The following is a 21,589-nucleotide window of genomic DNA, read 5'->3' as shown; positions in this document are numbered from 1 at the left end:
GGCGTTGTCGGTGCCCGCCGGTAGCCTGCGGCGAACAGGATCGGACCGGCGAGCGAGGAGAGCCATGCGGGTACTTGGCGTGGACCCGGGGCTGACCCGCTGCGGCATCGGCGTGGTGGACGGCCTCCCCGGCCGCGCGCTGCGCATGGTCGCGGCCGGGGTCGTCCGTACCCCGCCCGACGAGGAGACGCACCGGCGGCTGCTGGGCATCGAGCGGGGCGTTGAGGAGTGGCTTGAGACGCACCGGCCCGACGCCGTCGCCGTCGAGCGTGTCTTCAGCCAGCACAACGTCCGCACCGTGATGGGCACGGCGCAGGCGGGTGCGGTGGCCATGCTCTGCGCCGCCCGGCGCGGGCTTCCCGTCGCGCTGCACACGCCCAGCGAGGTCAAGGCCGCCGTCACCGGCAGCGGCAGTGCGGGCAAGGACCAGGTGGGCGCCATGATCACGCGGCTGCTGCGGCTCGACGCCCCGCCGCGCCCCGCCGACGCGGCCGACGCGCTGGCGCTGGCCATCTGCCACGTCTGGCGGGCACCGGCCCAGGCCAGGCTCCGGTCGGCGTCCGCCGCCGTCCGCGGTGCCGCTGTGCCCGGCGTCCGCCGCACCATTCCCAGGAAGGGCACGCCCCCGACATGATCGCCTTTGTTTCGGGCCCGGTCGCCGCGCTCGGGCCGGACAGCGCCGTCGTGGAGGTCGGCGGCGTCGGCTTCGCGGTGCAGTGCACGCCCGGCACCCTCGCCGGGCTGCGGGTGGGAGAGCAGGCCCGCCTGGCCACGTCGCTCGTCGTGCGCGAGGACTCCCTGACGCTGTACGGCTTCGCCACGGACGACGAGCGGCAGGTGTTCGAGCTGCTCCAGACCGCCAGCGGCGTCGGGCCCCGGCTGGCGCAGGCCATGCTCGCGGTGCACACGCCGGACGCGCTGCGCCGCGCGGTCGCCGAGGGCGACGAGAAGGCGCTGACCGCCGTGCCCGGTATCGGCAAGAAGGGCGCGCAGAAGCTCCTGCTGGAGCTGGCCGGCCGCCTCGGCGAGCCGGCGGCCGCCGTGCCGCCGGCCGGCCCGGCCCCGGCGGCCGCCTCCGGCTGGCGCGAGCAGGTGCACAGCGCGCTGACCGGCCTGGGGTACGCGCCCCGGCAGGCGGACGAGGCGGTCGAGGCCGTCGCCGCCCAGGCGGAGGCGGCGGACGGCCAGCCCTCCGTGCCCGACCTGCTGCGCGCCGCCCTGCGCACGCTCAACCGCTCCCGCTGACGCGGCCCACGCCAGGAGTGATCCCCCATGACCCGGGACGACGACCTCACGCACACCCCCGCCGCCTCCCGTGCCGCCCCCGAGCGCCTCGTCGGCGCCGAGGCCGACGGCGAGGACCGGGCCGTCGAGGCCGCGCTGCGGCCGCGCGACCTCAGCGAGTTCATCGGCCAGGCCAAGGTGCGCGAGCAGCTCGACCTGGTGCTGCGCGCGGCGCGTGCCCGCGGCGGGACCGCGGACCACGTGCTGCTCTCCGGCGCCCCCGGCCTCGGCAAGACGACGCTGTCCATGATCATCGCCGCGGAGATGGGCGCCCCGCTGCGCGTCACCTCGGGCCCGGCCATCCAGCACGCCGGTGACCTGGCCTCGCTGCTGTCCTCCCTCTCCGAGGGCGAGGTGCTCTTCCTCGACGAGATCCACCGGATGTCCCGTCCCGCCGAGGAGATGCTGTACATGGCGATGGAGGACTTCCGCGTCGACGTCGTCGTCGGCAAGGGCCCCGGCGCCACCGCCATCCCCCTGGAACTGCCCCCCTTCACCCTCGTCGGCGCCACCACCCGGGCCGGGCTGCTGCCGCCGCCGCTGCGGGACCGCTTCGGCTTCACCGGCCACATGGAGTTCTACGAGCCGGAAGAGCTGGAACAGGTGGTGCGCCGCTCCGCCCGGCTGCTGGACGTGGCCGTCACCAGTGACGGCGCCGCCGAGATCGCCGGCCGCTCCCGCGGCACGCCCCGCATCGCCAACCGGCTGCTGCGCCGGGTGCGGGACTACGCCCAGGTCCGGGCCGACGGCGTGATCACGCGGGAGATCGCCGCACGCGCCCTGGCCGTGTACGAGGTGGACGAGCGGGGCCTGGACCGGCTCGACCGGGCCGTCCTCGACGCGCTGCTGCGCCTCTTCGGCGGCGGCCCGGTGGGGCTGTCCACCCTGGCCGTCGCCGTGGGGGAGGAGCGCGAGACCGTCGAGGAGGTTGCCGAGCCGTTTCTCGTCCGCGAGGGGCTGCTGGCCCGTACGCCGCGCGGACGGGTCGCCACCCCGGCCGCCTGGCGCCATCTCGGGCTCACGCCGCCGTCCGCCGGCGGCGGGGGACAACCCGGACTGTTCGGGGCGTGACGCAGTGGAATTCTCCCGTGACGGAACTCCGATAACATCGTGCACGTTGTTCCCCCGGCGCAGCCTCATTTAGACTCCGCCGACGCCGCCCCGTCACGGGCGGCACCCGCCCCCGCACACCCAGGCCGTTCAGCGGCCTCACACAAGGACATTCCTTCGCCGTGGATATCGCGATTCTCTTCCCGTTCCTTCTGCTCATTGGCGTCATGTTCCTCATGTCCCGGTCTGCCAAGAACCGGCAGCGCCAGGTCATGGAGATGCGTGAAGCAATGCAGCCAGGCACGGGCGTCCGCACGATCGGCGGCCTGTACGCCCTCGTCAAGGAGGTCCGCGAGGACACCGTGCTGCTGGAGGTCGCGCCGGGCGTCCACGCGGTCTACGCCAAGAACGCGATCGGCGCGGTCCTGGAGGGGGACGAGTACCACCGCATCGTCTCGGGCGAGCCGGCCGAGGACGACACTCCCGTCGTTCCCGACGACGCCTCGTCGCTGACCGGTGAGGGCACCGCTCAGGACGGGCCGCGCCTGGAGAAGGACGGTGACGACAGCACGGACGAGGCGGACGAGCGCGACTCAGGGACCGACGGAGAGAACGGATCCAAGTAAGTGGCGACGAAGAAGGGCTTCGGATCCTCACGGAGGAGGAATCTCGCGTCCCGGAATGCCAAGGGCAGACCGGGACGTGCCCTGCTGCTGATCGTGTGCCTCATGGTGGCCCTCACCGGCGGCATGTTCCTCTCTGGCTCCACCACCCCGCGCCTTGGTATCGATCTGGCGGGCGGCACGAGCATCACGCTGTCCGCCGTGACCGAGGAGGGGAACGAGGAAGCGATCAACCCGGGGAACCTGAACACCGCCGTCTCGATCATCGAGCGCCGGGTCAACGGCCTGGGCGTCTCCGAGGCGGAGGTGCAGACCCAGGGCGACCGGAACATCATCGTCAACATCCCGAGGGGAACGGACGAGCAGGAGGCCCGGGAGCAGGTCGGCACGACCGCCGAACTGGGCTTCCGGCCGGTGCTCTCCTCAGCGATCGCGGAGCCTCCGGCTGAGGACGAGGAGGAATCCGGCGAGGAGGACTCCGGGTCCGGCGAGGAGAACTCCGGGTCCGGTGACGAGAGTTCCGGCTCCGGCGAGGAGGACTCCGGCTCCGCCGGGGACGACTCGGACAGCGGTTCCGGGGACTCCGGCTCCGCCGGGGACGGCGAAGAGAGCAACGACGACGGCACCGAGAACCAGTCGCTGCCCGCGCCCGGGTCCGGCACCAGCGTGCAGACCGCCTCCTACCCCGCCCAGGGGGAGGGCCAGGACGGCGGCAGCGGTGACGAGGAGGGCACCAGCGACGCCGGCGGCGAGGACGGCGAGTCGGAAGGCGACGGCGGCGAAGCCGAAGGCGAGGAGGGCGACTCCGAAGGCGACGGCGCCGAAGCCGAAGGCGAGGAGGGCGACTCCGAAGGCGACACCACGCTGGAGGCCCGCCTGGAGAATCTCGACTGCACCACGGAGCAGGCCAGGCTCCGGGCCAGCGAGGAGGCCGCCAGGGCTGACGACGACGAGCCCGTCGTCGCCTGTGACACCGACGGCATCTTCAAGTACATCCTCGGCCCCGTGGCCGTGCCGGGCCGCGACGTGTCCGACGCCAGCGCCGTCTTCGACTCCCAGACCGGCCAGGGCTGGGTGGTGCAGATGGAGTTCAACGACGCCGGCACCAGCGCGTTCGCGGACATCACCGCCGAACTGGCCCAGCAGGTCGAGCCGATGAACCAGTTCGCCATCGTCCTCGATGGCGAGGTCGTCTCGGCCCCCAGCGTCTCCCAGCGCCTCGGCGGCGGCCGCGCCGAGATCTCCGGCAGCTTCACCCAGGAGTCCGCCGAGGAACTGGCCAACATCCTGCGCTACGGCGCGCTGCCCCTGACCTTCGAGGAAGCCAGCGTTTCCACGGTCTCCCCGACGCTCGGCGGCGAGCAGCTGCGTGCCGGACTGATCGCGGGCGCGATCGGCCTCGCGCTCGTCGTGATCTACATGGTCACGTACTACCGCGGCCTGGCCCTGATCGCCATCGCCAGCCTCCTCGTGTCCACCGTGCTGACGTACACGATCATGTCGCTGCTCGGGCCCGCCATCGGGTTCGCCCTGAACCTGCCCGCGGTCTGCGGCGCCATCGTGGCCATCGGCATCACCACCGACTCGTTCATCGTCTACTTCGAGCGGATCCGGGACGAGATCAGGGAGGGCCGGTCCCTGCGCACCGCCGTGGAGCGCGGCTGGCCACGTGCCCGGCGGACGATCCTGGTCTCCGACTTCGTCTCGTTCCTCGCCGCGGCCGTCCTCTTCACGGTGACAGTCGGCAAGGTGCAGGGCTTCGCGTTCACTTTGGGCCTGACCACCGCGCTCGACGTCCTGGTGGTGTTCCTGTTCACCAAGCCGCTCATGACGCTCCTGGCGGCCAGAAGGTTCTTCTACAGCGGCCATCCCTGGTCCGGGCTCGACCCCCGGCGCCTGGGAGCCCGTCCGCCGCTGCGGCGCGGCGCGCGACCGGTGACCGTCCCCAGCGACCCCAAGGAGGCGTGAGATGTCGCGGCTCGGAAACCTGGGCGCGAAGCTGTACCGCGGCGAGGTCACCATCGACTTCGTCGCCCGCCGGAAGATCTGGTACGGCATTTCCGTCCTGATCACCATCCTGGCGTTCGGCGGGCTCGGCCTCCGGGGCCTGCACATGGGCGTCGAGTTCGAGGGCGGCGCGGTCTTCACCACCCCGGCGACCGATGTCTCCGTCGAGGAGGCCCGGGAGGTCGTCGAGGACGTCTCCGGCAGCATGCCGCTCGTCCAGACCCTCGGCGACGGCGGCGAGATGCGGATCCAGGTCAGCGGCCTTGACACCGAGCAGTCCAACGAGACCCGCGCCGCCCTCGCCGAGGAGCTCGGCATCCCCACCGAGGACCTCAACGCCGAGCTGATCGGCCCCAGCTGGGGTTCCCAGATCGCCAACAAGGCCTGGCAGGGCCTGGGCATCTTCATGGTGCTCGTCGTGGCCTTTCTGGCGGTCGCCTTCGAGTGGCGCATGGCGCTCGCCGCGCTGATCGCGCTCATCCACGACCTGACGATCACCGTCGGTGTCTACGCCCTGGTCGGCTTCGAGGTCACGCCCGGCACGGTCATCGGCCTGCTGACGATCCTCGGGTACTCCCTCTACGACACCGTCGTCGTCTTCGACGGCCTGCGGGAGAGCACGAGGAACTTCACCAAGCAGACCCGGTTCACCTACGCGGAGCTGGCCAACCGCAGCCTCAACGGCACGCTGGTCCGGTCGATCAACACCTCGGTCGTCGCGCTGCTGCCCGTCGCCGGCCTGCTGTTCATCGGCGGAGGCGTGCTGGGCGGCGGCATGCTCAACGACATCGCCCTGTCGCTGTTCGTGGGCCTGACCGCCGGCGCCTACTCCTCGATTGTGATCGCCACGCCGCTCGTCTCCGACCTGAAGTCGCGCGAGCCGCAGATCAGGGAGCACGACAGGAGGGTGCTGGCCAAGCGCGCCAAGCGCCGCGACGACGACGCAGCCGGTGCCCAGGACGGCTCCGGGAACAGCACCGGGGACGGCGCCGCTGAGGCTGGCCCGGGGGCTGAATCCGGGACGGATACCGGGACTGAGGAACCCAGCGGGAGCGAGCCCGAGTCCGCCGGAGCCGTCGCCGCGGGCGGCCGGGTCGCCCCGGCACGCGGCCCGCGCCGCCAGCCGGTCTCCCGCCACCGCGGCCGCGGCCGCCCGTCGGGAAAGCGGAGGTAGACGATGAGTTCTCTTCCAGCCGTCTCCGAGGACGTCAGGCGGCTGCTGCTCGACCGGATCCGCGACGTCCCCGACTACCCGAAGCCCGGGGTCGTCTTCAAGGACATCACGCCCCTGCTGGCCGACCCCCGGGCCCTCGCCACCCTGACGGAGCAGCTGGCCGCCTTCGCCCGCGCCAGCGGCGCCACCAAGGTCGTCGGCCTGGAGGCGCGCGGTTTCATCCTGGCGGCCCCCGCCGCGGTGAGCGCCCAGATCGGCTTCGTGCCCGTCCGCAAGGCGGGCAAGCTGCCCGGGGCGACGCTCTCGCAGGGCTACGACCTGGAGTACGGCAGCGCCGAGATCGAGATCCACGCCGAGGACCTGTCGCCCGCCGACCGCGTGCTCGTCGTTGACGACGTCCTGGCGACCGGCGGCACGGCCGAGGCGTCGCTGCGGCTCATCCAGCGCACCGGGGCCAGCATCGCCGGGCTGGCCGTGCTGATGGAGCTGAGCTTCCTCAAGGGGCGCGAGCGGGTGCTGCCCGCGCTCGGGGGAGCGCCTCTCCACTGCCTGATCACGGTCTGAGACGCGCCGCGCGCGGGCCGTCGACGGCCCGCGCGCGGCGCCGCCGCCGCGCGTGAGCCGGCGGCCATGGCTCGTTACCATGGCAGTCCGAACGTCCGCGGCCTCCCGTGGGCAGGGACGGGCCGAGAAGGAGTGCCCTTGCCAGACGACGCCCAGCCGCTCACCTCACCCCAGGCGCCCGCCGGTCAGACGGCCCCGGCCGTCTCGGGAGTCTCCGGCCGCTCTGGGTCCTCCAACCGCGTGCGCGCGCGGCTCGCCCGCCTGGGCGTGCAGCGCTCTACCCCGTACAACCCCGTACTCGAGCCGCTGCTGCGTGTGGTCAGGGCGAACGACCCCAAGGCCGACACGGCGGCGCTGCGGCAGATCGAGCGCGCCTACCAGGTGGCGGAGCGGTGGCACCGCGGGCAGAAGCGGAAGAGCGGCGACCCGTACATCACGCATCCCCTCGCGGTCACCACGATCCTCGCCGAGCTGGGCATGGACTCGGCCACCCTGATGGCCGGGCTGCTGCACGACACCGTCGAGGACACCGAGTACGGGCTCGACAGCCTGCGCCGCGACTTCGGCGACCAGGTGGCCCAGCTCGTCGACGGCGTCACCAAGCTGGACAAGGTCAAGTTCGGCGAGGCGGCCCAGGCCGAGACCGTCCGGAAGATGGTCGTCGCCATGGCCCGGGACCCGCGCGTCCTGGTCATCAAGCTGGCCGACCGGCTCCACAACATGCGGACCATGCGCTACCTCAAGCGCGAGAAGCAGGAGCAGAAGGCCAGGGAGACCCTGGAGATCTACGCGCCGCTGGCCCACCGCCTGGGCATGAACACCATCAAGTGGGAGCTGGAGGACCTGGCGTTCGCCATCCTCTACCCCAAGATGTACGACGAGATCGTGCGCCTGGTGGCCGAGCGCGCCCCCAAGCGCGACGAGTACCTCGCCACCGTCATCAACGAGGTCCAGGCCGACCTGCGCGGCGCCCGCATCAAGGCGACGGTGACCGGCCGCCCCAAGCACTACTACAGCGTCTACCAGAAGATGATCGTGCGGGGGCGGGACTTCGCGGAGATCTACGACCTGGTCGGCATCCGTGTCCTGGTGGACACCGTCCGCGACTGCTACGCGGCGCTGGGCACCGTGCACGCTCGGTGGAACCCGGTGCCGGGGCGGTTCAAGGACTACATCGCGATGCCCAAGTTCAACATGTACCAGTCGCTGCACACGACGGTCATCGGGCCGGGCGGCAAGCCCGTCGAGCTCCAGATCCGCACCTTCGACATGCACCGGCGGGCCGAGTTCGGTATCGCGGCGCACTGGAAGTACAAGCAGCAGGCGGTCGGCGGCTCCTCGCGGGCCCGGGCGGACGCCCCGAAGAAGGGCGAGCGGCGCGGGGAGACCACCGTCAACGAGATGGCGTGGCTGCGGCAGCTGCTGGACTGGCAGAAGGAGACCAAGGACCCGGGCGAGTTCCTGGAGTCGCTGCGGTTCGACCTCTCCCGCAACGAGGTCTTCGTCTTCACGCCCAAGGGCGACGTCATCGCGCTGCCCGCGGGCGCCACGCCCGTGGACTTCGCCTACGCCGTCCACACCGAGGTCGGCCACCGCACCATAGGGGCCAAGGTGAACGGGCGGCTGGTCCCGCTGGAGTCCACCCTGGACCACGGCGACACCGTCGAGATCTTCACCTCCAAGGCCGCCGGGGCAGGTCCCTCGCGCGACTGGCTCGGCTTCGTCAAGTCGCCCCGCGCCCGCAACAAGATCCGCGCCTGGTTCTCCCGCGAGCGCCGCGACGAGGCGATCGAGCAGGGCAAAGAGCAGATCGCCCGCGCGATGCGCAAGCAGAACCTGCCGATACAGCACGTGCTGACCGGCGACTCGCTCGTCACCCTCGCCCACGAGATGCGGTACCCCGACATCTCCTCGCTGTACGCCGCCATCGGCGAGGGCCACGTATCGGCGCAGAACGTCGTGCAGAAGCTCGTGCAGGCCATCGGCGGCGAGGAAGCGGCCACCGAGGACATCGCCGAGAGCGCCGCGCCGGTGCCCGCCCGCCGCAGGCGGCGTGCCGCGGCCGACCCCGGCGTCGTCGTCAAGGGCGCCGACGACGTGTGGGTCAAGCTGGCCCGCTGCTGCACGCCGGTGCCCGGCGACCCCATCATCGGCTTCGTCACCCGGGGCAACGGGGTCTCGGTCCACCGCGCGGACTGCGTGAACGTCGAGTCGCTCTCCCGCGAGCCCGAGCGGATCCTGGAGGTCGAGTGGGCACCGACGCAGTCGTCGGTCTTCCTTGTCGCCATCCAGGTCGAGGCGCTGGACCGCTCGCGGCTGCTGTCGGACGTCACACGCGTGCTGTCCGACCAGCACGTGAACATCCTCTCGGCCGCGGTCCAGACCTCCCGGGACCGGGTCGCCACCTCGCGGTTCACGTTCGAGATGGGTGACCCCAAGCACCTGGGCCACGTGCTGAAGGCGGTGCGGGGCGTCGAGGGCGTGTACGACGTCTACCGCGTCACCTCGCCGCGCCGGCCCTGACCGGCCCCGGCACGCCGGACGGCCGGGCCCGCGCGGGCCCGGCCGTCCCCGCCGCCCCCGTGCGGCGTGGCTGTGGCAGCCGTGCCGGCCGGGTGTGCCGCGGTGTCAGCCGCCGAACTCGGCCAGGCCCTTGAGCGCCTGGTCCAGCAGCGCCTGGCGCCCGGCCAGCTCCTCCTCCAGCTTCGCGGCCTTCGCCTCGTTGCCGGCCGCCCTGGCGGCCTTCAGCTGCTCCTGCAGCCGGTTCACGGCGTCGCGCAGCTGGCCCGTGAGGCCCTCGGCGCGCGCCCGCGCCTCCGGGTTGGTGCGCCGCCACTCGGCCTCCTCGGCCTCCGCCACCGCCCGCTCCACGGCCTGGAGCCGGCCCTCGATGGCGGCGCGGGCGTCGCGCGGCACCCGCCCGATGGCCTCCCAGCGCTCGCCGATCGAGCGCAGCGCGGCGCGGGCCGCCCGCACGTCGGTGACCGGCAGCAGCTTCTCGGCCTCGGCGGCCAGCTCCTCCTTGCGGGCCAGGTTGTCGCGGTACTCGGCGTCCCGCTCGGCGAACACCTCCGCACGCGCCTGGAAGAACACGTCCTGCGCCGCCCGGAACCGGGCCCACAGGTCCTCCTCGACGTCCCGGTGCGCCCGGCCCGCCGCCTTCCACTCCCGCATCAGCTCGCGGTACCGCGCGGCGGTCGGGCCCCAGTCCGTCGACTCCGACAGCGCCTCCGCCTCCGCGATCAGCTTCTCCTTGCGGCGCCTGGTCTCCTCGCGCTGTGCGTCCAGCGCGGCGAAGTGCGCCTTGCGGCGCTTGGAGAACGCCGAGCGGGCATGCGAGAAGCGGCGCCACAGCTCGTCGTCCGTCTTCCGGTCCAGACGGGGCAGGCTCTTCCAGGTCTCCACCAGCCCGCGCAGGCGCTCGCCTGCCGCCCGCCACTGGTCGCTGGCGGCCAGCTCCTCGGCCTCGGCGACGAGCGCCTCCTTGGCGGCCCTGGCCTCCTCCGCCTGCCGTGCCCGCTCCGCCTTGCGCTCCTCGCGGCGGGCCTCGACCACCTCCTGGAGCTGGTCGAGCCGCCGGTCCAGCGCGTCCAGGTCGCCCACCGCGTGGGCCTCGGCCACCTGCTGCCGCAGGTGGCCGATGGCCGCCGTGGCGTCCTTGGCGGACAGGTCCGTCGTCCGCACGCGGCGTTCGAGCAGGTCGATCTCGACGACCAGGCCCTCGTACTTGCGCTCGAAATAGGCGAGCGCCTCCTCGGGCGATCCCGCCTGCCACGAGCCAGCGACCTTCTCCCCGCTGGCCGTCCGCACGTACACCGTCCCGGTCTCGTCAACACGGCCCCACGGCTCGCTGCTCACAGCGCCCTCCTCCAGATGCCCACCACGGGCGCACGCCCCCGGCATCGTCCACAGTTCTCACCCGGTGCCACCGGCTGTCCTCGTCGGCCGGACGGCGGACGGCACCAGGTTCCACGCCAACATAGGCGACCACGTACCCGGCTGTCCGCACCTTGCCGGCCGCAAATTCCGGTGAACTGGCTTCAGCTCGCCTCGCGCTCCTCGACCCGCGCCTCGTTGATGACCACCGTCGCGTTCGGAGCGGTGTTGCCCGTCTGCGGGTCGGGCTCGGTGCTCCCCGCGTCGGCGATCTTCTGCAGCACGTCCATGCCGGCCGTCACCTCGCCGAACGGCGTGTAGTCGGCCGGCAGCTGGCTGTCCTCGTAGACGAGGAAGAACTGGCTGCCGCCCGTGTCCGGACCGCTGTTGGCCATGGCCACGGTGCCGGCCGGGTAGACGCCGTCCGCGATGTCCGGGTCGCCGAGGTTCTCGTCGGGCAGCGTGTAGCCCGGCCCGCCCATGCCGGTGCCCTGCGGGTCGCCGCACTGGAGCACGAAGATCCCCGAGGTGGTCAGCCGGTGGCACGGCGTGTGGTCGAAGTAGTTCTCACCGGCCAGGAAAGCGAACGAGTTGACGGTGTGCGGCGCGGCGGCGGCGTCCATGGTGATCTCGATGGCGCCGCAGGTGGTGTCCAGCTGCATCACGTAGGTGGACTCCTCGTTCACGGTCATCTCGGGCTCGGAGTCCCACTGGCCGCCTGTGGGCTCGCCCGGAGCCGGCTGCTCGCAGGGGTCCTCGGGAGGCTCCGGAGCCGGCTCCCCGGCGGCGTCCGTGTCCGGTTCGCTGGAGTCCCCGCCGCTGAGCGCGGCGAGCGCGGTGCCCCCGGCGGCGATCGCAACCACGAGCACCACCGCGATGATGATGTTGCGCCGCCGGGCCCGGCGCGCCCGCAACGCCTGCCGCTGGCGCTGGCGTTCCCACTTCGCCCGAGCGAGCTGCTTGCGCCGCTGCTTCTTGGTGGACACCGCTTCTCCTCCTGACGAATCCCTGGTCCTGGCAGACGTTCCCAAGCTCCGGCATGTGACTGACGAACCACGGTGGGCAATCCGTTCCGGGCCACGCCTGGGCGCCACCGTATACGGGTTCGCCCCGGCCGCACCGCCGCCGGTAGGCTTCTGCGCCGACGGATCCGCCGGGGAGGCGCTGACGGATCCGCGCGGCGGGGCCGCCTGGGCCCGCCGCGAACGGTCCGGGCGCCCCCGGACCGCGTTGCCACCGTTCCCGGACAGGTAAGGACGAGCGTGCTGATCGCCGGCTTCCCCGCAGGAGCGTGGGGGACCAACTGCTACCTGGTCGCCCCCGCCGCGGGTGAGGAATGCGTGATCATCGACCCCGGCCACCAGGCCGCTCCCGGCGTCGAGGAGACCATCGCCCGGCACCGGCTCAAGCCCGTGGCCGTCGTGCTCACCCACGGCCACTTCGACCACACCGCGTCCGTCCTGCCCGTCTGCGGGGCCCATGGGGTGCCCGCCTGGCTGCACCCCGCCGACCGGTACATGCTCGACGACCCGGCCAGCGCGCTCGGCGCCAGCATCGGCCAGCCGCTGCTCGGCGAGCTGACCGTCGGCGAGCCGGACGACCTGCGCGACCTCGCCGACGGCACGGAGCTGGAGCTGGCCGGCCTGCGCTTCTCTGTCGCGCACGCGCCCGGCCATACCAAGGGGTCGGTGACCTTCCGGCTGCCCGAGGCGGACGACGTTCCGCAGGTGCTGTTCTCGGGCGACCTGCTGTTCGCCGGCTCCATCGGACGCACCGACCTTCCCGGCGGCGACCACGACGAGATCCTGCGGTCCCTGGCCCGTGTCTGCCTCCCGCTGGACGACAGCACCGTGGTCCTGGCCGGGCACGGCCCCCAGACCACCATCGGCCGGGAACGGGCCACCAATCCCTTCCTGCGGGAGCTGGCCGCCGGCCGGGACGCCGCCACCGAGGCGGCGCCGCGACGAGGAATGTGAAGAGCACCCCTGTGAGCACCTTCTCCGCCCCCCGGGGCACGTACGACCTGATCCCTCCGGACTCCGCGACCGTGCTGGCGGTGCGCGAGGCCCTGGCCGCCCCGCTGCGCCGCGCCGGCTACGGCTACGTCGAGACGCCAGGGTTCGAGCACGTCGAGCTGTTCTCCCGCGGCGTCGGCGAGTCCACCGACATCGTCACCAAGGAGATGTACACCCTCACCACCAAGGGTGGGGACCAGCTGGCGCTGCGGCCCGAGGGCACGGCGGCCGTGCTGCGCGCCGCGCTTCAGGCGAACCTGCACCGGGCCGGCAACCTGCCGGTCAAGCTGTGGTACTCCGGCTCGTTCTACCGCTACGAGCGCCAGCAGGCGGGCAGGTACCGCCACTTCTCGCAGGTCGGCGCCGAGGCGATCGGCGCGGAGGACCCGGCCCTGGACGCCGAGCTGATCATCCTGGCGGCCGACGCCTACCGCTCCCTGGGCCTGACGCAGGTGCGGCTGCTGCTCAACTCCCTGGGCGACCCCGCGTGCCGGCCGGCGTACCGGGCCACGCTCCAGGAGTTCCTGCGCACGCTCGACCTCGACGAGGAGACGCGCCGCCGGGTGGAGATCAACCCGCTGCGGGTGCTGGACGACAAGCGGGAGAGCGTCCGGGCCCAGCTGGCCCAGGCACCGCTGATGCGCGACCACCTGTGCGCGGCGTGCCGGGACTACCACGAGCGGGTCCGCGAGCTGCTGGCGGCCGAGGGCGTGGCCTTCGAGGACGACGACCGGCTGGTGCGCGGACTCGACTACTACACGCGCACCACGTTCGAGTTCGTGCACGACGGGCTGGGCTCGCAGTCGGCGGTCGGCGGCGGCGGGCGCTACGACGGGCTGTCCGAGATGATCGGCGGTCCGGCGCTGCCCTCCGTGGGCTGGGCGCTGGGCGTCGACCGCACCGTGCTGGCGCTGAGGGCCGAGGGCGTCACCCTGGACCTGCCCGCTCCCGTGGACGTCTTCGCCGTCCCGCTGGGCGAGGAGGCACGCCGGGAGCTGTTCGCGCTGGTCACGGCGGCCCGCCGGGCCGGGCTGTCCGCCGACCTCGCCTACGGCGGCCGGAGCGTCAAGGCGGCGATGCGGGCCGCCAACCGCAGCGGCGCCCGGTTCGCCGTCGTCGCGGGGGAGCGGGACCTCGCCGAGGGCGTCGTGCAGCTCAAGGACCTCACCACCGGTGAGCAGGAGCCCGTGCCCGGTGACAAGGCGCTGGAGGAGCTGCGCCGCCGCCTGGGGTGAGCCACCGCGCCGGATTCCCCGCGGGCCCGGTGCTCCGAACGGCTGATACGGCGGGGTACCGGGCCGCAGCGCCTGGTGCACAATGGGGTGCCGTACCCGGCAGAGACGGATGGTGAGATGACGGCATCGGTGGTGGACGAGGTCCGCACGAGCGAGCCCCCGCGCCCGGAGCGGGACGCGGGTGCGGGTGCGGGGCGCCCCTTCGCGCTGCTGCTGGTGATCACGGGCTTCGCCGGGCTGCTGGCGGCCTGGGTGATCACCCTCGACAAGAACCACATCCTGGAGTACAAGGCCGAGGGCCGCATCTACACCCCGTCGTGCAGCCTCAACCCCGTCGTCTCGTGCGGCAGCGTCATGGAGAGCGACCAGGCGGAGGCCTTCGGCTTCCCCAACCCCATGCTGGGGCTGGTCGCCTACGGCGCGGTCATCGCCATCGGCATGGGCCTGCTGGCCGGGGCCCGGTACCGGCGCTGGTTCTGGCTGGGCCTCCAGGGCGGCACCCTCTTCGGTGTCGCCTTCTGCACCTGGCTGCAGTACCAGTCGCTGTACAACATCGGCGCCCTGTGCCTGTGGTGCTGCCTGGTCTGGGTCGCCACGATCACCATGTTCTGGTACACGACCTGGCACAACGTCCGCCAGGGCCACCTGCCGGCACCGGCGGGGCTCAAGCGGACCCTGGAGGAGTTCCACTGGCTCTTCCCGGTGCTGCACGTCGCCGTCATCGGCATGCTGGTGCTGACCCGCTGGTGGGACTTCTGGACCAGCTGACCCGGCCGCGCCCCGGCGCCGGCCGGGAGGCGGGCACGGACGGGGCTGCCGGCGCGGTGGCTTAGGGTCGGACGCGTGGAGCCCGATCTGTTCACCGCTGCGGCGGAGGAGCGCGCCGAGAAGGACCCCGCCGCCAGCCCGCTCGCTGTGCGCATGCGCCCCCGCTCCCTGGACGAAGTCGTCGGGCAGCGGCATCTGCTGCGCCCCGGCTCGCCGCTGCGGCGGCTGGTCGGGGAGGGGCGCCGGGGGCCCGCGGGGCCGTCGTCCGTCATCCTCTGGGGCCCGCCCGGCACGGGGAAGACGACGCTGGCCTATGTCGTCAGCCAGGCCACGGACAAGCGCTTCGTGGAGCTGTCGGCGATCACGGCGGGCGTCAAGGAGGTCCGGGCGGTCATCGACGGCGCGCGCCGCTCCTCGGGCGCCTACGGCAAGGAGACGGTGCTCTTCCTCGACGAGATCCACCGGTTCAGCAAGGCCCAGCAGGACTCACTGCTGCCGGCCGTGGAGAACCGCTGGGTGACGCTCATCGCCGCCACGACGGAGAACCCGTACTTCTCGGTGATCTCCCCGCTGCTGTCCCGCTCGCTGCTGCTGACGCTGGAGCCGCTGACCGAGGAGGACGTGCGGGGCCTGGTACGCCGCGCCGTCACCGACGAACGGGGCCTGGCGGGCTCCGTGCGGCTCACCGAGGACGCCGAGGAGCACCTGCTGCGCATCGCGGGCGGGGACGCGCGCCGGGCGCTGACCGCCCTGGAGGCGGGCGCGGGCGCCGCCCTGGCACAGGGCCAGGAGGAGGTCTCCCTGTCCGTGCTGGAGGAGGCCGTCGACCGGGCCGCGGTGGCCTACGACCGGGACGGCGACCAGCACTACGATGTGGCCAGCGCGCTGATCAAGTCGATCCGCGGCTCGGATGTGGACGCCGCGCTCCACTACCTGGCGCGGATGATCGAGGCGGGGGAGGACCCCCGGTTCATCGCCCGCCGGCTGATGATCTCCGCCAGCGAGGACATCGGCATGGCCGATCCCACGGCGCTCCAGACGGCGGTCGCCGCGGCGCAGGCCGTGGCGATGATCGGATTCCCCGAGGCGCGGATCACTCTCAGCCACGCCACGATCGCACTCGCCCTGGCCCCGAAGTCCAACTCCGCGGTGACGGCCATCGACGCGGCGCTGGCCGACGTGCGCGCGGGGCTCGCCGGGCCTGTCCCGGCGCACCTGCGGGACAGCCACTACCAGGGGGCAAAGAAGCTGGGACACGGCCAGGGGTACCAGTACCCGCACGACCTGCCCGGCGGCATCGCCGCCCAGCAGTACGCCCCGGACGCCGTCGACGGGAAGCGCTACTACACCCCGACCCGGCACGGCGCGGAGGCGCGCTGCGCCGAGGTGCTAGAACGGATCCGCGAGCGCCTGGCGGACCGTCCCTGACCCGGGCGTCGGCCGCTACGCGGCGGCGTCCAGCAGGCGGCGCAGCGCGCGCCGCAGCCCGGCCGCGTCCCGCACCGGCTCCGGGAAGTCGAAGCGCGCGTCGTAGCAGCCCGGGCCGGCGCCGCAGAAACGCACCCGCAGGCCGAAGCGGTCGAGGCTCAGCGGCACCACGCGGCGGCCCTGGGTCCTGCCGCGCTCCTCCTCGCTGAGGAGACCGGCCAGCCCCGCCAGCCGCTCCCCGTGGCAGCACGCGAGGTGCTGGAGCAGGTCGGCTTCGTGGCGGGAGACCGGGTCGGACTCGGCGGCGGCGAACTCCTCGGGTCCGACGCGGGCCGCGCCCCACAGGTCGTCGGTGTAGCCCTCGCCCATCTCCATCCGCAGCAGCGCCCAGTGCGGGCCCTCCATCGGCCCGGTGGGGTGCCGCCGGGCCAGCAGGGCGCCGGCCCAGGCCCGCTCGCTGCGCCGGGCGGCGGTCAGCCAGCCGGCGATCCAGCCGCGGCCCCGGATCCGGTGGGGCACGGAGACCGGTGCGACATCCGTGAGGTCCATCACAGCGGCCAGCTCCTCGCCGGCCGCGTGCGCGGCCGCCCGCGCGGCGGGCGAACCGGCCGGCACCAGCAGGTAGATGTCGCCCGACGGCGCCACGGCACGGACCTCCGGCGGGCTGTGGCCCAGCGCCTGGTCGTCCCGGGCGCCGGCGGCCAGGCCAGGAATCGTGAGGGCGCCGGAGGCGTTGGACTCCACGAGGGTGCGTACGCGTTCGGCGGCGGCCGGCCGCCGGGCGGACTCGCCGGACCGCGGCGGGCCGTCGTTCCGCACGGGCCTCCCAGGTCGGACCATGCGATCTCCTCAGATAAGGTAAGCCTTACCTAACTTACAGGGAGGTCTGTCCACCGTGAACCAGTCGCGTCCCAAGGTCAGGAAGTCCCGCGCCCTCGGCGTGGCCCTGACCCCCAAGGCTGCCGGCCACCTCGAGCGCCGTCCCTACCCTCCCGGGCAGCACGGACGCGGCCGGAAGCAGACCAGTGACTACAAGGTCCGCCTGCTGGAGAAGCAGCGGCTGCGCGCCCAGTACGACATCAGCGAGCGCCAGATGGTCCGTGCCTACGAGCGCGCCCGCAAGGTGCAGGGCAAGACCGGCGAGGCGCTCATCGCCGAGCTGGAGCGCCGGCTCGACGCGCTGGTCCTGCGCGCCGGTTTCGCCCGCACCATCTACCAGGCCCGCCAGATGGTCGTGCACGGCCACATCGCGGTCAACGGCGCCAAGGTCGACAAGCCGTCCTTCCGCGTCCGCCCGGACGACGTCGTGACCGTCCGCGAGCGCAGCCGCGGCAAGCACCCGTTCCTCGTCGCGCGCGAGGGCGGGTACGCGACGGACGGCGAGACGCCCCGCTACCTGGAGGTCAACCTCCCCGCCCTGGCGTTCCGGCTGGACCGCACCCCGGTCCGCCGCGAGGTCCCGGTGGTCTGCGACGAGCAGCTGGTGGTCGAGTACTACGCCCGCTGACCGCCCCGCTCCCGGAATCCGGTACGGGCCAGTCCCCGGGGCGCGATAAGGTCGTCTCCTGTCCGCCGCCGCGCTGTCACGCCCACGCGGCCTCCGGCCGGGGCTGCGGCGGCCCAGAACCCCAGACGACCCGTCCGGCAGGACGCAGACGAGGGAAGCGGAGCACGTGTCCGGTGGCGAGGTAGCCGGTCTCCTGGTGGCCGTTTTCTGGGCCATCCTGGTGTCTTTTCTCGCCGTGGTGCTGGCGAGGCTGGCCCAGGTGCTCAGGGCCGCGACCACGCTGGTGCACCACGTGACCGAGCGCGCCGTCCCGCTGCTCGGCGAGGCGTCCGCGACCGTCCGCTCGGCCCAGGAGCAGCTGGACCGGGTGGACAGCATCACCACGGACGTCCAGGACGCCGCCGCCAATGCTTCCGCGCTTTCCAGCACGGTGGCCACCGCCTTCGGCGGCCCGCTGGTCAAGGTCGCCGCGTTCGGGTTCGGGGTCCGCCAGGCACTCGCCCGCCGCGGCCGGGACACGCCCGACGGGCGCGCCGCCGCGATCCGGGCCGTTCCGCCCGCGCGGCGGGCTCGCACAGGGCGCCGGCAGCGGCGCCTGAGGGGAAAGGACTGACCCGCCATGTTCCGCCGCGCCTTCTGGTTCACCACAGGCGCCGCCGCCGGTATCTGGGCCACCACCAAGGTCCAGCGCACCCTGCGCGGCCTGGCGCCCGACAGCCTTCCCGCACAGGCCGCGGGCCGTGCCGCCGCGGCCGGCCGGCGCGTCCGCGCGTTCGCGCACGACGTGCGGGCCGGCATGGCCCAGCGCGAGGACGAGCTGAACCAGGCGCTGGGCCTGACCCCGGACAGCGAGACGGCCCGTCCCCGCACCCTTCCCGTCACCCCGCTCACGCGCACCACCCTGACGACCCGAAAAGAGGACCACTGATGGAGTCGGCTGAAATCCGCCGCCGCTGGCTGAGCTTCTTCGAGAAGCGCGGGCACACCGTCGTGCCGTCGGCGTCGCTGATCGCCGACGACCCGACGCTGCTGCTGGTCAACGCGGGCATGGTGCCGTTCAAGCCCTACTTCCTCGGCGAGGCCACACCGCCGTACCGGCGGGCCGTGAGCGTGCAGAAGTGCGTCCGCACGCCGGACATCGAGGAGGTCGGCAAGACCACCCGTCACGGCACCTTCTTCCAGATGTGCGGCAACTTCTCCTTCGGCGACTACTTCAAGGAAGGCGCCATCCGCTTCGCCTGGGAGCTGCTCACCACCTCCGTTGACGACGGCGGCTACGGCCTGGACCCCGAGCGGCTGTGGATCACCGTCTACGAGCGCGATGACGAGGCCGAGCAGATCTGGCGGGACGTGATCGGCGTGCCCGCCGAGCGGATCCAGCGCCTTGGCATGGACTCGAACTTCTGGTCCATGGGCGTGCCCGGTCCCTGCGGCCCCTGCTCCGAGATCAACTACGACCGCGGCCCCGAGTTCGGTCCCGAAGGCGGCCCCGCCGTCAACGACGAGCGCTACGTGGAGCTGTGGAACCTCGTGTTCATGCAGTACGAGCGCGGGCCGGGCGAGGGCAAGGACGACTACCCGATCCTGGGGGACCTGCCGGCCCGGAACATCGACACCGGCCTCGGCCTGGAGCGCCTGGCGATGGTGCTGCAGGGCGTCCGCAACATGTACGAGACGGACACGCTGCGCGTGGTGATCGACCGCGCCGCCGAGCTGACCGGCACCCGCTACGGCGCCGACGAGCGCCAGGACGTCTCGCTGCGCGTCGTCGCCGACCACATGCGCACGTCCATGATGCTCATCGGCGACGGCGTCACGCCGGGCAACGAGGGCCGCGGCTACGTGCTGCGGCGCATCATGCGGCGCGCCATCCGCAACATGCGGATCCTCGGCGCCACCGGCCCGGTCGTCGCGGACCTCGCCGACGTCGTGCTGAAGTCGATGGGCCAGCAGTACCCGGAGCTGCTGACCGACCGCAAGCGCATCGAGACGGTCGCGCTCGCCGAGGAGGCCGCCTTCCTGCGCACCCTCAACGCCGGCACCGGCATCTTCGACGCCGCCGTGTCCGAGACCAAGGCCCGCGGCTCCGCGGTGCTCCCCGGCGACAAGGCGTTCCTGCTCCACGACACCTGGGGCTTCCCCATCGACCTCACCCTGGAGATGGCCGCCGAGCAGGGGCTGTCCGTGGACGAGGCCGGCTTCCGCCGCCTGATGAAGGAGCAGCGCGAGCGCGCCAAGGCCGACGCCCGCGCCAAGAAGCAGGGCCACGCCGACCTGACGGCCTACCGCGAGATCGCGGACCGGTCCGGCGGCACCGAGTTCACCGGCTACACCCACACCGCGGGCGAGGCCAGCATCGTCGGCCTCCTCGTCAACGGCGTGAGCTCTCCCGCGGCGCACGAGGGCGACGAGGTCGAGGTCGTGCTCGACCGCACCCCGTTCTACGCCGAGGGCGGTGGCCAGCAGCCGGACACCGGCCGCATCAAGGCGGACAACGGCGCCGTCATCGAGGTGCGCGACGTGCAGCAGCCCGTGCCCCGCGTCAGCGTGCACAAGGGCGTCGTCCAGGTCGGCGAGGTCACCGTCGGCGCCGGGGTGTACTGCCAGATCGACACCGCGCGCCGCCGGGCCATCGCCCGCGCCCACAGCGCCACGCACCTGACGCACCAGGCGCTGCGCGACGCTCTCGGCCCCACCGCCGCCCAGGCGGGCTCGGAGAACGCTCCCGGGCGCTTCCGCTTCGACTTCGGCTCGCCGTCGGCCGTGCCGACGCCGGTGCTGCTGGACGTCGAGCAGAAGATCAACGAGGTGCTGGCCCGCGAACTGGACGTCACCGCCGAGGTGATGCCCATGGAGGAGGCCAAGCGGCAGGGCGCCATCGCCGAGTTCGGCGAGAAGTACGGCGACCAGGTCCGCGTCGTCACCATCGGTGACTACTCCAAGGAGCTGTGCGGCGGCACCCACGTGCACAACACCGCCCAGCTCGGCCTGGTGAAGCTGCTGGGCGAGTCGTCCATCGGCTCCGGCGTGCGGCGGGTCGAGGCCCTCGTCGGCACCGACGCGTACCGCTTCCTGGCCCGCGAGCACACGGTCGTGGCCCAGCTGACCGAGCTGATGAAGGGCCGCCCGGAGGAGCTGCCGGAGCGGGTCGCCGGCATGCTGGCCCGCCTGAAGGAAGCCGAGAAGGAGATCGAGCGGTTCCGCGCCGAGAAGGTGCTCCAGGCCGCCGGCGGCCTGGCCGAGTCCGCGCGGGACGTCAACGGCGTCGCCCTGGCCAGCGGCCGGGTGCCCGACGGCACCACGCCGGAGGACCTGCGCACGCTCGTGCTGGACGTGCGCGGCCGCATCACCGGCGGCCGGCCCGCCGTGGTCGCCCTCTTCACCGTCACCAAGGGCCGCCCGCTCACCGTCATCGCCACCAACGACGCCGCCCGCGAACGCGGCCTGAAGGCGGGCGACCTGGTGCGCGCCGCTGCCCGGGCGCTCGGCGGCGGCGGTGGCGGCAAGCCCGACCTCGCCCAGGGCGGCGGCCAGGACCCGGCCGCCATCGACCAGGCGCTCGAGACCGTCGAACGCCTCGTCAGGGAGGCGTGATGCGCCGCGGCCGCAGGCTCGGCGTCGATGCGGGCGCGGCCCGCATCGGCGTCGCCTCGTGCGATCCGGACGGTCTGCTGGCGACGCCGGTGGAGACCGTGCCCGCGCGGGACACTCCCGCCGCCCTGCGCCGCCTGTCGCAGCTCGTCGCGGAGTATGAACCGATCGAGGTCGTCGTCGGGCTGCCGCGGTCGCTCAACGGCACCGAGGGCCGCGCAGCCGCCACCGCGCGGGCCCTCGCCCAGCGGATTGCCCGCCGCGTCGCCCCGGTTCCGGTGCGGCTGGTCGACGAGCGGATGTCCACGGTGACAGCCGCCCGTGACATGCGGATGTCAGGCGTCTCGGCCAAGCGGGGCCGTTCGCGCATCGACCAGGCCGCGGCCGTCGTGATCCTGCAGAGCGCGCTCGAAGCGGAGCGGCTGTCCGGGCGCCCGCCAGGGGAGTGCGTCGAGGTGGTTGTCTGA

General features: G+C 73.0%; 20 protein-coding genes. 17 read left to right on the top strand and 3 right to left on the bottom strand.

The features are described from left to right. The first annotated feature begins 64 nt into the window (after window positions 1-64). The 8 genes from ruvC (at window position 65) to JK356_RS11500 (ending at window position 9,225) form a co-directional block, all read left to right on the top strand. The gene (gene ruvC, locus JK356_RS11535; RefSeq protein WP_201867565.1) at window positions 65-634 is read left to right on the top strand and encodes a crossover junction endodeoxyribonuclease RuvC; all 570 of its coding nucleotides are present in this window, start codon (window positions 65-67) and stop codon (window positions 632-634) included. Further along, entirely contained in the window at window positions 631-1,245 is a 615-nt protein-coding gene (ruvA, locus tag JK356_RS11530) for a Holliday junction branch migration protein RuvA (RefSeq protein WP_201867564.1), read from the top strand. The genes ruvC and ruvA overlap by 4 nt, the downstream gene beginning before the upstream one ends. A 27-nt stretch (window positions 1,246-1,272) precedes the next feature. Then, window positions 1,273-2,355, top strand: a complete 1,083-nt coding sequence (gene ruvB / locus JK356_RS11525) for a Holliday junction branch migration DNA helicase RuvB (RefSeq protein WP_201867563.1) — start codon at window positions 1,273-1,275, stop codon at window positions 2,353-2,355. 161 nt (window positions 2,356-2,516) lie between these two features. Further along, the gene (gene yajC / locus JK356_RS11520) at window positions 2,517-2,960 is read left to right on the top strand and encodes a preprotein translocase subunit YajC (RefSeq protein ID WP_201867562.1); all 444 of its coding nucleotides are present in this window, start codon (window positions 2,517-2,519) and stop codon (window positions 2,958-2,960) included. A gap of 102 nt (window positions 2,961-3,062) precedes the next feature. Beyond that, complete coding sequence (gene secD, locus JK356_RS11515) at window positions 3,063-4,925, top strand: protein translocase subunit SecD (protein ID WP_236671147.1); 1,863 nt, start codon at window positions 3,063-3,065, stop codon at window positions 4,923-4,925. A gap of 1 nt (window position 4,926) precedes the next feature. Then, on the top strand, window positions 4,927-6,138 hold the full coding sequence (secF, locus tag JK356_RS11510; RefSeq protein ID WP_201867561.1) for a protein translocase subunit SecF: 1,212 nt from the start codon (window positions 4,927-4,929) through the stop codon (window positions 6,136-6,138). A 3-nt stretch (window positions 6,139-6,141) separates the two neighbouring features. Continuing rightward, window positions 6,142-6,702 carry an adenine phosphoribosyltransferase gene (locus tag JK356_RS11505; protein ID WP_201867560.1) on the top strand — a complete coding sequence of 187 codons (561 nt, stop codon included), beginning with the start codon at window positions 6,142-6,144 and terminating at the stop codon, window positions 6,700-6,702. 138 nt (window positions 6,703-6,840) lie between these two features. Continuing rightward, a complete protein-coding gene (locus JK356_RS11500) occupies window positions 6,841-9,225 on the top strand; it encodes a bifunctional (p)ppGpp synthetase/guanosine-3',5'-bis(diphosphate) 3'-pyrophosphohydrolase (protein ID WP_374100642.1) in 2,385 nt (794 codons plus the stop codon). A gap of 105 nt (window positions 9,226-9,330) precedes the next feature. On the opposite strand, the gene JK356_RS11495 is transcribed toward JK356_RS11500, so the two are convergent. Further along, the gene (locus JK356_RS11495; RefSeq protein ID WP_201867559.1) at window positions 9,331-10,560 is read right to left on the bottom strand and encodes a DUF349 domain-containing protein; all 1,230 of its coding nucleotides are present in this window, start codon (window positions 10,558-10,560) and stop codon (window positions 9,331-9,333) included. 182 nt (window positions 10,561-10,742) lie between these two features. Beyond that, a complete protein-coding gene (locus JK356_RS11490; RefSeq protein WP_201867558.1) occupies window positions 10,743-11,564 on the bottom strand; it encodes a peptidylprolyl isomerase in 822 nt (273 codons plus the stop codon). Between the two features lie 276 nt (window positions 11,565-11,840). Between JK356_RS11490 and JK356_RS11485 the strand changes: the two genes are divergently transcribed. The 4 genes from JK356_RS11485 to JK356_RS11470 all read left to right on the top strand — a co-directional run bounded on the left by JK356_RS11485 (window position 11,841) and on the right by JK356_RS11470 (window position 16,024). Then, window positions 11,841-12,554: an MBL fold metallo-hydrolase gene (locus tag JK356_RS11485; protein WP_201867557.1), complete on the top strand. Its 714-nt coding sequence runs from the start codon at window positions 11,841-11,843 to the stop codon at window positions 12,552-12,554. Window positions 12,555-12,565: 11 nt separating this feature from the next. Beyond that, window positions 12,566-13,828, top strand: a complete 1,263-nt coding sequence (hisS, locus tag JK356_RS11480; protein ID WP_201867556.1) for a histidine--tRNA ligase — start codon at window positions 12,566-12,568, stop codon at window positions 13,826-13,828. 117 nt (window positions 13,829-13,945) lie between these two features. Continuing rightward, window positions 13,946-14,596: a vitamin K epoxide reductase family protein gene (locus tag JK356_RS11475; RefSeq protein WP_201867555.1), complete on the top strand. Its 651-nt coding sequence runs from the start codon at window positions 13,946-13,948 to the stop codon at window positions 14,594-14,596. Window positions 14,597-14,671: 75 nt separating this feature from the next. Beyond that, a complete protein-coding gene (locus tag JK356_RS11470; protein WP_201867554.1) occupies window positions 14,672-16,024 on the top strand; it encodes a replication-associated recombination protein A in 1,353 nt (450 codons plus the stop codon). Window positions 16,025-16,039: 15 nt separating this feature from the next. Here the strand turns inward: JK356_RS11470 and JK356_RS11465 are convergent, their stop codons facing one another. Then, window positions 16,040-16,864, bottom strand: coding sequence for a DUF2470 domain-containing protein (locus JK356_RS11465; protein WP_236671144.1), 825 nt, complete (start codon window positions 16,862-16,864; stop codon window positions 16,040-16,042). Window positions 16,865-16,919: 55 nt separating this feature from the next. On the opposite strand from JK356_RS11465, the gene rpsD reads away from it, so the two are divergent. From rpsD to ruvX, 5 genes are all read left to right on the top strand, one after another. Then, window positions 16,920-17,531, top strand: coding sequence for a 30S ribosomal protein S4 (gene rpsD / locus JK356_RS11460; protein ID WP_201867553.1), 612 nt, complete (start codon window positions 16,920-16,922; stop codon window positions 17,529-17,531). A 166-nt stretch (window positions 17,532-17,697) separates the two neighbouring features. Further along, entirely contained in the window at window positions 17,698-18,144 is a 447-nt protein-coding gene (locus JK356_RS11455) for a DUF948 domain-containing protein (protein WP_201867552.1), read from the top strand. 6 nt (window positions 18,145-18,150) lie between these two features. Then, on the top strand, window positions 18,151-18,459 hold the full coding sequence (locus JK356_RS11450) for a DUF6167 family protein (RefSeq protein WP_236671143.1): 309 nt from the start codon (window positions 18,151-18,153) through the stop codon (window positions 18,457-18,459). Continuing rightward, window positions 18,459-21,125, top strand: a complete 2,667-nt coding sequence (gene alaS / locus JK356_RS11445; protein ID WP_201867551.1) for an alanine--tRNA ligase — start codon at window positions 18,459-18,461, stop codon at window positions 21,123-21,125. The genes JK356_RS11450 and alaS overlap by 1 nt, the downstream gene beginning before the upstream one ends. After that, window positions 21,125-21,589, top strand: coding sequence for a Holliday junction resolvase RuvX (ruvX, locus tag JK356_RS11440; protein WP_201867550.1), 465 nt, complete (start codon window positions 21,125-21,127; stop codon window positions 21,587-21,589). The genes alaS and ruvX overlap by 1 nt, the downstream gene beginning before the upstream one ends.

Source organism: Streptomyces sp. 7-21, assembly GCF_016741785.1.
In the GTDB taxonomy this organism is placed as follows: domain Bacteria; phylum Actinomycetota; class Actinomycetes; order Streptomycetales; family Streptomycetaceae; genus Streptomyces.
This window is presented reverse-complemented; position numbering and strand designations above follow the sequence as displayed.